General features: G+C 71.0%; 10 protein-coding genes. 4 read left to right on the forward strand and 6 right to left on the reverse strand.

Annotated elements, in window-relative coordinates; all coding sequences use genetic code 11:
* On the forward strand, positions 1-228 hold a 228-nt coding region (locus H5J26_RS24115), incomplete at its 5' end, for a 2'-5' RNA ligase family protein (RefSeq protein WP_419183844.1).
* A gap of 385 nt (positions 229-613) precedes the next feature.
* On the opposite strand, the gene H5J26_RS24120 is transcribed toward H5J26_RS24115, so the two are convergent.
* Positions 614-1,609, reverse strand: a complete 996-nt coding sequence (locus tag H5J26_RS24120; RefSeq protein WP_181768056.1) for an aldo/keto reductase — start codon at positions 1,607-1,609, stop codon at positions 614-616.
* Between the two features lie 69 nt (positions 1,610-1,678).
* On the opposite strand from H5J26_RS24120, the gene H5J26_RS24125 reads away from it, so the two are divergent.
* Entirely contained in the window at positions 1,679-2,716 is a 1,038-nt protein-coding gene (locus H5J26_RS24125) for a hypothetical protein (RefSeq protein WP_235981028.1), read from the forward strand.
* Positions 2,717-2,809: 93 nt separating this feature from the next.
* Here H5J26_RS24125 and serC read toward each other — a convergent pair whose 3' ends face one another.
* The 3 genes from serC to H5J26_RS24140 form a co-directional block, all read right to left on the reverse strand.
* Positions 2,810-3,928: a phosphoserine transaminase gene (gene serC, locus H5J26_RS24130; protein ID WP_181768057.1), complete on the reverse strand. Its 1,119-nt coding sequence runs from the start codon at positions 3,926-3,928 to the stop codon at positions 2,810-2,812.
* Between the two features lie 280 nt (positions 3,929-4,208).
* Positions 4,209-4,907 (reverse strand): DUF1990 family protein, encoded by a 699-nt coding sequence (locus H5J26_RS24135; RefSeq protein WP_181768058.1) that lies wholly within the window; start codon positions 4,905-4,907, stop codon positions 4,209-4,211.
* A gap of 63 nt (positions 4,908-4,970) precedes the next feature.
* Positions 4,971-5,171 carry a hypothetical protein gene (locus H5J26_RS24140; RefSeq protein ID WP_181768059.1) on the reverse strand — a complete coding sequence of 67 codons (201 nt, stop codon included), beginning with the start codon at positions 5,169-5,171 and terminating at the stop codon, positions 4,971-4,973.
* Between the two features lie 87 nt (positions 5,172-5,258).
* On the opposite strand from H5J26_RS24140, the gene H5J26_RS24145 reads away from it, so the two are divergent.
* Positions 5,259-6,002 carry a DUF1990 family protein gene (locus H5J26_RS24145; RefSeq protein WP_181768060.1) on the forward strand — a complete coding sequence of 248 codons (744 nt, stop codon included), beginning with the start codon at positions 5,259-5,261 and terminating at the stop codon, positions 6,000-6,002.
* A gap of 23 nt (positions 6,003-6,025) precedes the next feature.
* On the opposite strand, the gene H5J26_RS24150 is transcribed toward H5J26_RS24145, so the two are convergent.
* On the reverse strand, positions 6,026-7,510 hold the full coding sequence (locus H5J26_RS24150) for a UDP-N-acetylmuramoyl-L-alanyl-D-glutamate--2,6-diaminopimelate ligase (RefSeq protein WP_181768061.1): 1,485 nt from the start codon (positions 7,508-7,510) through the stop codon (positions 6,026-6,028).
* 270 nt (positions 7,511-7,780) lie between these two features.
* Positions 7,781-7,930 (reverse strand): hypothetical protein, encoded by a 150-nt coding sequence (locus H5J26_RS24155; RefSeq protein WP_181768062.1) that lies wholly within the window; start codon positions 7,928-7,930, stop codon positions 7,781-7,783.
* A gap of 194 nt (positions 7,931-8,124) precedes the next feature.
* On the opposite strand from H5J26_RS24155, the gene H5J26_RS24160 reads away from it, so the two are divergent.
* On the forward strand, positions 8,125-10,133 hold a 2,009-nt coding region (locus H5J26_RS24160; protein ID WP_181768063.1), incomplete at its 3' end, for an FAD-binding and (Fe-S)-binding domain-containing protein.

Consider the following 10,133-nt stretch of genomic DNA (forward strand, 5'->3'; position numbering starts at 1 on the left):
CTCGACGACCCCCGCCGCTTCCAGGCCCACCTGACCGTCGCCCGCGCCCGTCGATCCGCCGAGGAGACCGTCGACCTGCGCCCGTACGTCGAGGCTCTCGGCCCCTTCAGGGGCGAGCCGTGGACCGCCGGCGAACTCGCGCTCGTACGCAGCAACCTTCCCGAGGGGGGCGTGCCCGGCGAGCAGCCCCGCTACGAGCAGATCGCGGCCTGGCCGCTGGGCGGGTGAAGGACCCCGTTACGGTGGAGGGGTGAATACCAAGACAAGGACCCGCATCGTCAGCGGTGTGCTCGTGCTGATGCTCATCGTGGTGGCCGTCGCGGCCGCACTCGGCGCCTAGGGGGTGTCCGCAAAGTCCCGCCTGGGGCGCGGGGCCTGGCACGCACGCTCCCAGCGTTGTCGATCGTCTGCGCAGCCCGCTGCGCTCTCCTCCTCCGCCTTGCGATCGCACGCACCAGACCCCGCGCCCCCCGCCTGGAAGGCGGACGACGCTACTTTGCGGACACCCCCTAGGGCACACGGACGCCCCCTGGGGCCCTCGTTCAGGCCCCGGGCGCGGCCTGGGCCGGTGCGGCCCAGGCCGCGCCCGTGACTGGTTCCGAGACCGGTCCGGCTACCAGGCGAACGCCTCAGGAGTCGGCCCGGGCCCGGGGAAGATCTCGTCGAGGGACTCCAACAGCTCGTCTCCGAGCTTGAGTTCCACCGCGCGCAGCGCCGACTCGAGCTGCTCCGAGGTGCGCGGCCCGACGATCGGGCCGGTCACTCCCGGCCGTGTGAGCAGCCATGCGAGGGCCACCTCGCCCGGCTCCAGGCCGTGCTTGCCGAGCAGGTCCTCGTACCGCTGGATCTGATCGCGCACCTTCGTGTTCTTCAGAGCGTCCGCGGACCGTCCGGACGCGCTGCGCCCGGCGCCGCCCTCCGTCTCCTTGCGGATCGCGCCGCCCAGCAGCCCGCCGTGCAGCGGTGACCAGGGGATGACGCCCAGGCCGTAGTCCTGAGCGGCGGGGATCACGTCCATCTCGGCGCGGCGTTCGGCGAGGTTGTAGAGGCACTGCTCGCTGACCAGGCCGTACGTGCCGCGCTGCGCCGCCTTCTCGTTGGCCTGCGCGATGTGCCAGCCGGCGTGGTTGGAGGAGCCGACGTAAAGGATCTTGCCCTGCTGGACGAGGACGTCGATCGCCTGCCAGATCTCGTCCCACGGCGTGCCCCGGTCGACGTGGTGGAACTGGTAGAGGTCGATGTAGTCCGTCTGCAGCCGCTTGAGGCTGGCGTCGACGGCGCGGCGGATGTTCAGCGCGGAGAGCCGGTCCTGGTTGGGCCAGCGCTCGCCCTCGGAGCCCATGTTCCCGAAGACCTTGGTGGCCAGTACGGTCCTCTCGCGCCGGCCGCCGCCCTGGGCGAACCAGCTTCCGAGGATCTCCTCGGTGCGGCCCTTGTTCTCGCCCCAGCCGTACACGTTGGCGGTGTCGAAGAAGTTGATGCCCGCGGCGTGTGCGGTGTCCATTATCGAGTGGCTGCCGGCCTCGTCGGTCTGCGGCCCGAAGTTCATCGTCCCGAGGACGATCCGGCTGACCTTGAGGCCGGTGCGGCCAAGCTTCGTGTACTCCATGTCCGGCAGCCAAGCCGTTGGAGTGGGCTCGAAGCAAGGCCCCGGGGCGGGGTGCGGGAGACTGGGGCCATGTCTGTGCCTGTTCGCCGCGGCGTCGCGGCTGTGGGAGTCGTGGGTCTTGTCGCGCTCGGGTCTCTGACGGGCGCTCCCGGCGCCGTCGCCGCCTCCGACGACGAGGGGCCCGAGTCCTTCCGTATCGAGAGTCCCCGCATCACCGAGTCCAGCGGGCTCGCGGCGAGCCGTACGCACAAGGGGGTCTACTGGACGCACAACGACTCCGACGACGGGCCGTACGTCTACGCCGTGGACTCGGCCACCGGCAAGACCGTCGCGACAGTCACCCTCCAGGGCATCGACCCCCGGGACGTGGAGGGGATCTCGATCGGCCCGGGCGGCGACGTGTACGTCGGCGACATCGGCGACAACCTCGGCGGCGGCTGGAGCGAGGTGTGGATCTACCGCTTCAAGGAGCCGGACCGGTTGCGCGACGTGACGGTCACGCCCACCCGCTACACCGTGCGCTACGCCGACGGGCCGCGTGATGCCGAGTCGCTGATGGTGCATCCGAAGAGCGGACGGGTCTACATCGCCAGCAAGAGCCAGGAGAAGAAGGGCGGCATCTACGCGGGCCCGGAGCAGCTGTCACCTTCGGGCGTGAACACCTTCCGGCGCATCGCCCGTACGGAGGTCTGGGCGACCGACGGCGCCTTCTCGCCCGACGGCACCCGCCTGGTGCTGCGCGGCTACTTCGGCGGGGAGATGTTCAGGTGGCGGGACGGCAAGCCTGAGCCGCTCGACCGTCCGGTGAGCGTGCCCATGGCCGGGCAGGGCGAGTCGGTGACCTTCACGACGGACGGCCGCACGCTGATGTGCGGCTCGGAGGGCAAGTCGAGCTCCGTCGATCCGCTGGAGCTGGACGGAGAGCTGCTGCCCGAGACGGTCGAGGCGGGGGACGGCGCGGGCGGCGACGGCAAGCAGGGCGGCGGTGAGGCCGGCGGGGCCGACGGCAAGCTCGACGACAGGAACGTCGTGGTGGGCGGAGCGACCTTCGCCGCGGCCGTCGTCCTGTGGATGGGGCTGCGGCGGATCTTCCGTCGCCGCGGCTGATGGAGCCGGAGGGCGGCCCCCGGCGGGACGCAACGAAGCGGGCCCGGATGCCGTGCATCCGGGCCCGCTTCGTGCGTACGTGCCGTGCGAGGGTTACAGGTTCTCGATGACGTAGTCCACGCAGCGTGTCAGCGCCTCGACGTCCGAAGGCTCGACCGCCGGGAACATCGCGACGCGCAGCTGGTTGCGCCCGAGCTTGCGGTACGGCTCGGTGTCCACGATGCCGTTGGCGCGCAGCACCTTGGCGACTGCCGCGGCGTCGATGTCCTCGTTGAAGTCGATGGTGCCGACGACCTGGGAGCGCTGCTTCGGGTCGGCCACGAAGGGGGTCGCGAACTTGGCGTCCTCCGCCCACCCGTACAGGGTGCGCGAGGAGGTGGCCGTACGGCGCACCGCCCAGTCGAGCCCGCCCTGCCCGTTGATCCACTCCAGCTGGTCGTTGAGGAGGAACAGCGCGGAGAGGGCCGGGGTGTTGTAGGTCTGGTTCTTGCGGGAGTTGTCGATCGCCGTCGCCAGGTCGAAGAACGCCGGGATGTGCCGGTCGGAGGCGGCGATGCGCTCGGCACGCTCGATGGCGGCCGGGGAGAAGACGCCGATCCACAGCCCGCCGTCGGAGGCGAAGGACTTCTGCGGGGCGAAGTAGTAGACGTCGCTCTCACGTACGTCGACGGGGAGACCGCCCGCACCCGAGGTGGCGTCGACCAGCACGAGCGCGCCGTCGTCGGCTCCGGCGACGCGCTGGATGGGCATGGACACGCCGGTCGAGGTCTCGTTGTGGGTCAAGGCGTACACGTCGGTGCCCGCCTCGGCCAGGGGCTCGGGGTGGGTGCCCGGCGTCGACTCGATCACCGTCGGGGCACTCAGCCACGGCGCCTGCTTGGAGGCCTTCGCGAACTTGCTTGAGAACTCGCCGAAGGAGAGGTGCTGGGACCTGGACTCGATCAGCCCGTGCGTCGCGATGTCCCAGAAGGCGGTGGACCCGCCGTTGCCGAGGACGACTTCGTAGCCCTCCGGCAGCTGGAACAGCTCCTTGACGCCTTCGCGCACGCTGCCGACCAGGTTCTTGACCGGGGCCTGGCGGTGCGAGGTGCCGAGGAGTGACGTACCGGTGGCAGCCAGGGCGTTCAGCGCCTCCGTACGCACCTTGGAGGGGCCCGAGCCGAATCGACCGTCGGCGGGCTTGATGTCAGCGGGAATCTGGAGATCAGCCACAGGTGAAGCCTAGTGCGTCCCTTTACACGGAACGGGGTGAGGTCCACCCGGTGAGACGTGGCGGGCCCCGTCCCAGGTCCCCGGGGCCTCGGCGTCCCCCTCCGCGAGAGGCATGTACTCGCGCGGAGGGGGGCGGCGGCGGAGCTGTTCTCCCAACTGCCGCCGCCTTCATCCGTAGCAGCGCTGCAGGATGCATCGGTTCGAGTCTCCGTTCACCGCGTGTTAAACCACTGTGGGCTCTGATGCCCTGTGCGCCGGAGGGGGCAGGGGGCAACGGCCTTCAGCTGCTGGGCGCGAGCACGACGCTGTCGTCGCCCGGGTGGAAGCGCGTCGCGGGCGGGGCTCCGCCCCGGAGCTCGGTGACCAGCAGCCGGTGCAGCCGGAGTGCGCTCCTGCGGTAGAAGCGCCGCTGTGTCAGGCGCCCGAAGAGCTGGAATCCGAACCTGATCAGCGGGCTCGCGATGGGTGCCCGCCGCGAGTAGCCCGTGATGACGAAGTTCACTTCGCCGGTGTGCAGATGCTTGACCACCTCGTAGGTGAGCTCGCCCTCCTCGAGGTGGCCCTTGAGGGTCTGATAGCCCCAGCCCCACACGCGGCGCGCGGTCTCGCCGGAGCCGTGGGTGTCGTCGATCACGGAGGTGACCCGCACCCCCATGTCGAAGCGCAGCCCGCAGAAGCGGCCTTCGAGGAGCATGTTCCGTCCCGGCATCGGCTCGTGGACGTCGTAGATGCTGCGCAGGATGCGGGGCTCCGCGAACTGGTAGTCGCGCACCAGGCGGCACGCGATCTCCCATGAGCCCCCGGGGACGGGTTCTCCCGCGGGCTCGGGCGGCAGCGGGCGCAGGAGGGTGTCGATGTGCCAGCCCTCCTCGGCCGTGGGGGCGCGGCCCGTACGGGTGGGGTAGTTGACGTCCAGGCGGCCCAGGGCTCGCAGGGCTGAGAGGGCGCTGTCGCTCAGCAGTCGCTGCTCACGGATCATTCACGCCTCCCGGCGACGTCGGCCGGCCCGCGTTCCGGGCTCCTTCCGCACTCCCCGTCGCCGCTACTCGACGTCCCGCAGCGACTCGCCGATCTGCCACAGGGTGGGGACCCACAGGCCGACGAAGATCGCGCGGCGCTCGGCGTTGCCGCGCTCCTCCTGGTCGAGGCCTGCGGCTCGCATCCACAGGATGGTGCACAGAGCCACCGATCCCAGTGCGGCGGACTGGAAATGCCAGCTGCGCAGGCCGAGTGTCCGAACCATCTCTCCCAGTGACACGTCCGACCTCCGCTCCGCCTGTCGGGCAGGCGTATCCCATGACCAAATTCCTCATATGGTGTCATAGCGGTCATGGCTGTATCGCGCACAGCACGTCCACAGGGGCCGACACTGAAGCGGCGGGCGGGGGTCCTGCTGCGCCTCCCTGCCGGGATCCTGCTGGTGTCCTGGCAGTACTTCTGGCGCGTCACGGCACTGCATCGCAGCGAGACGCGGGGCGACGCGAGTGACCTGCCGCCGCAGCTGCCGGCGGAGCTCGTCGACGAGCGCAGCAAGCTCCTCCACGACGGTGTGGGGCCGATGTTCCACCGCCGCTTCCGGGTACGGATCCACGGATCCGCGATGAGCCCCGGCGAGCTGATCCACGCCGTCCTGGCGAACCCGAACCGGGCGGCCCCGAGCGTCGCCGTCTTCCACAAGACCCTCGGCGAGGACGGCATGCCGTGCGTCGGCGACGAGTACCGGGTGCAGATGCCCGGCCCCTGGGACGGGCCCGTACGCGTGGTCCACCGCGACGCGACCTCGCTCAGGCTCCACACGCTGCAGGGCCATCTGGAGGCCGGCCAGATCCAGTTCGCGGCGCGCGCCGCGGACGGGTCACTCGAGTTCGAGACCGAGGCCTGGTCGCGTGCGGGGGACCGGTGGGCGGACCTGCTCTACAGCCGTCTGCGGGTGGCCAAGGAGATCCAGTTCAACATGTGGGTGCACTTCTGCCTCAGGGCCGCCGCCATCGCGGGCGGGCGAGTGGCGGGAGGCGTCCTCATCGAGACGCGCGGCATCCCGGAGGAGCTCTGCCGCGACTCGCCGGGCCGCTGATCCGGCGGCCGAGGCGCCGGCGGTCACATGCCGGCCAGTTCACGCACCGTCGTCATGTCGTCGAAGGGGAGCAGCTTCCCGCCCACGTCCTGGTGCGTCTCGCTGCCCCTGCCGGCGACGAGGACGACATCGCCCCGGTCGGCGACGGACAGCGCCCGGGAGATCGCCTGCCGCCGGTCCGCGTGACGTTCGAACGGGGTGCCGGTCCCGGTGAGCCCCGGGGCGATCTGGTCCAGGATCCCCTCCGGGTCCTCGGTGCGGGGGTTGTCCGAGGTGAGCACGCACAGATCGGAGTGCGCTCCGGCGATCTCACCCATCTGTGCGCGCTTGGTGACGTCCCGGTCCCCGCCGCAGCCGAACACGGTGATGACACGGGCCGGGGCGAAGCCGCGGATGGCGGTCAGCACCTTGTCCAGCGAGTCCGGAGAGTGCGCGTAGTCCACGATCACGGAGATGCCGCGGGGCGTCTCGAAGCGTTCGAACCGTCCCGGGACCGGTGGGATCCGGTCCAGCGCACCGATCAGCCCGTCGAGTTCATGCCCCAGCACGTGGCATGCCGCGACGGCGGCCAGCGCGTTGGCCACCGAGAAGCGGCCGGGGACGGGGATCGCCGCCGGGTACTTGTGGCCCGCGTGGTGCAGTGTGAACCGGGTGCCGTAGGCGTCCATGACGAGGTCGGTCGCGCGGTAGTCGGCCTCGGCGTCGAGGGCGTACGTCGTCGTGGCGCCGGGCATCATCGCCGGAATCGTGGCACCGACCGGGTCGTCCGCGTTGACGACCGCGTGGCGGCAGAGCCCCTGGAACAGGCGGAGCTTGGCGTCACGGTAGTTCTCCATCGTGCCGTGGTCGTCGAGGTGGTCCTGGGTCAGGTTGGTGAAGACCCCGACGTCGACGAAGGCGTGATCGACGCGGTGCGTCAGCAGGCCCATCGATGTGGCCTCCAGCACGACGCTGCCGACGCCCCGGTCGCGCATGCAGCCCAGCAGATACTGGAAGTCCGGCGACTCAGGCGTGCTCAGCACGGACCTCGGCATCGGGATCAGCTCGTCGCCGATCCTGCTTCCCGCTGTGCCGATGACGCCCGTCCTGGCGCCCTCGGCGATCCGGAGCACGGACTCGACCATGCAGGACACGGACGTCTTGCCGTTGGTCCCGGTGATCGCCACCATGTCCATCTCCCGGCCCGGCTCCCCGTAGTAGCGGGAGGTGACGACCGATGCGGCGGTACGGGCGTTGGGCACCCGCACGACGCAGGCGCCGTCGAACGAAGGCTGGGTCGGGGACGGGACGTCTCCCCCCGCGTCGTCGACGAGGACCGCCACCGCCCCACGTGCGAGCGCCGGGCCGACGGACTCCGGGCCTCCCTCGGCATGCCCGGCCACCGCGATGAACAGCGAACCGGGAGAGACCCGGTGGGCGTCGAAGTGCACACCGGCGGTGATCTGCGTCTCCGCGTCGCCCCGCAGCACCTCGTGGTCATGGCCGGACAGCAGTTCGCTCAGATTCACGGAGGCCCTCTCGGGGTTCGGTGCGCGTGGCCGGTCGCCGGCGGGCGCCGCTCAGCGCGACGGCCGGGCCGGAGCCGGATGATCTGTGTCAAAACGGGTGGTTCGGGGGCAGCTGGTGACGGTGTGTGTCCGGGTCTTCGAGCGGACGAGCGGACAGGCCGCGCGGCACAGCGACCGACGGCGTCAAAGGCCGTCAGGGAAAGTGCGGGTGCCCACGGGGACCGAGATCCAGGGGCGGGCGTCGCCCCGTACAGGGGCTGTTGGGAATCGCTAGCCGTGGCCGCGCAGCGCCCGGCAGCCGTTCTTCGGCGCCTGGGCGTTGGCATCGGCCGCATTGTCCGGGCCGTGAGCGGCGTCGGCGGTGCACAGTCCGTGAGAGGCCACCGGCAGGCGCCCACTCACTGAACGTGTGCAATCCATACAGCGAGTGTACATTCCTGCTCCGATCGGCCGGATCGCGCCTCGGACAGCGGGCACCGGGGTATCGGGGTGCGGCCAACTCCCCTCAGCGGGACGGGCGTTCAGCGCGTTCGTGTGAAGACGCCGTCCGGGCGTCCGCGGCTCGCCCACGTGGGGGGTGCCGTCCGGGGGCGGTGAGCGTGCACGCTGGACCCATGGCACAGGCACGCAATGCAGCGCGGGACACTCCGGCGCGTACGGACGGGACGCTGGACCGGAACGAGGACCAGGGGCAGGCGGCGGCTCAGGCACGTGACGTGGAGAGAGCGTTGCGGAAAGCCGTCCCGGGCGGCGAGATCGAGTTCGACACCGGCTCGCGCGCGCTGTTCACCATGGACGCCTCGAACTACAGGAGGGTGCCCCTGGGCATCGTCGCGCCGAGGGACGCCGACGAGGTCGCCGCGGTGCTCTCCGTCTGCCGGGACAGCGGAGTCCCCGTGCTCGCGCGCGGCGCCGGCACGTCGATCGCGGGCCAGGCCACCGGAACCGGTGTCGTGCTCGACTTCACCCGTCACATGGACCGGATCGAGTCCATCGACCCCGGGACGCGTACGGCCCTCGTACAGCCCGGCGTGATCCTGGACGACCTGAGGGGTGCTGCCGCGTCCCACGGCCTCACCTTCGGCCCCGACCCGTCCACGCACAGCCGCTGCACCATGGGCGGAATGATCGGCAACAACTCCTGCGGCTCCCACTCGGTGGCCTGGGGCACGACCGCCGACAACGTGCACGAACTGGACGTGCTCGGTTACGGCGGCGAGAGGATGCTCCTCGGCCGCGGCGGCGACAGTGTTCCGGAGCGACTGCGGGACAGCGCGAGGGAGTTGGTCAGCCGGGAGATGTCGCGTCTGCGCACCGGCTTTCCCGAACTCCCGCGCCGCATCTCCGGTTACGCCCTCGACGAGCTGCTGCCCGAGAAGGGCGAGGACTGGGCGAGGGTGTTCACCGGGAGCGAGGGCACGCTCGGCGTGATGACGCGCGCGAAGGTGCGGCTCGTGCCGACTCCGGGTGCGCGCGTGCTCGCCGTGCTGGGTTACGCCGACGAGACCGCGGCGGCCGAGGCGGCGGCAGGTCTCCTGCAGTTCGGTCCGCTGACCGTCGAGGGCATGGCGAACGACCTGGTCTCCGACGCCGCCAGGACGGATCTCCCGCGCGGCGGCGCGTGGTTGTTCGTCGAGGTCGGCGGGGACGACGAGGCCGCGGCACGTGCGCACGCCGGTGAACTGTGCCGCGCCGCCGAGGCGGACGGCACGACCGATCACAAGCTCGTCGTGGCTCCGGCAGCCCAACGCGCCCTGTGGCGCATCCGCGAGGACGCGTCCGGCACGGCGACGCGGATGGACGACGGCAGTGAGGCGTGGCCGGGCTGGGAGGACTGCGCCGTGCCGCCCGCCCGACTCGGCGCGTATCTGCGGGACTTCCGGTCGCTGCTGCGCCAGCACGGGCTGCGGGGGCTGCCGTACGGACACTTCGGCGACGGCTGCATCCACGTGCGCATCGACTTCGACCTGATGGGCGCGGCGGGCATCCAGCGCTTCCGTGACTTCTCCTCGGACCTGGCGGACGTCGTCGTCGCGCACGGCGGTTCGCTCTCCGGCGAGCACGGTGACGGGCAGGCGCGGGCGGAGCTGCTGCCGAGGATGTACGGGGAGGAGATGGTCGGGCTCTTCGGGGAGTTCAAGGACCTGTGGGACCCCGCGGGCGGGCTCAACCCCGGGATGCTCGTGCGGCCTGCACGCATCGACGAGAACCTCCGTTTCGCTCCTCTGCCGCGCGAGCCCGTCGACGTGGAGTTCGGATACCCGCACGACGGCGGTGACTTCTCGGCCGCGGTGCGCCGCTGCGTCGGGGTCGCCAAGTGCCGTAACACCGACGCCGGTTCGGGGGTGATGTGCCCGTCGTTCCGTGCGACCGGCGAGGAGCAGCACTCCACGCGCGGACGTGCGCGGCTGCTGCACGAGATGCTCGCCGGTGAGGTGGTCACCGACGGCTGGCGGTCGGAGGAGGTACGCGAAGCACTCGACCTGTGCCTGTCCTGCAAGGGCTGCCGCAGCGACTGCCCGGTGGGCGTCGACATGGCCACGTACAAGGCCGAGTTCATGCACCACCACTACGAGGGCAGGCGCCGCCCCATGGCGCACTACTCGATGGGCCGGCTGCCGCG

The sequence above is a fragment of the Streptomyces albidus (ex Kaewkla and Franco 2022) genome, assembly GCF_013870515.1.
GTDB lineage: Bacteria > Actinomycetota > Actinomycetes > Streptomycetales > Streptomycetaceae > Streptomyces > Streptomyces albidus.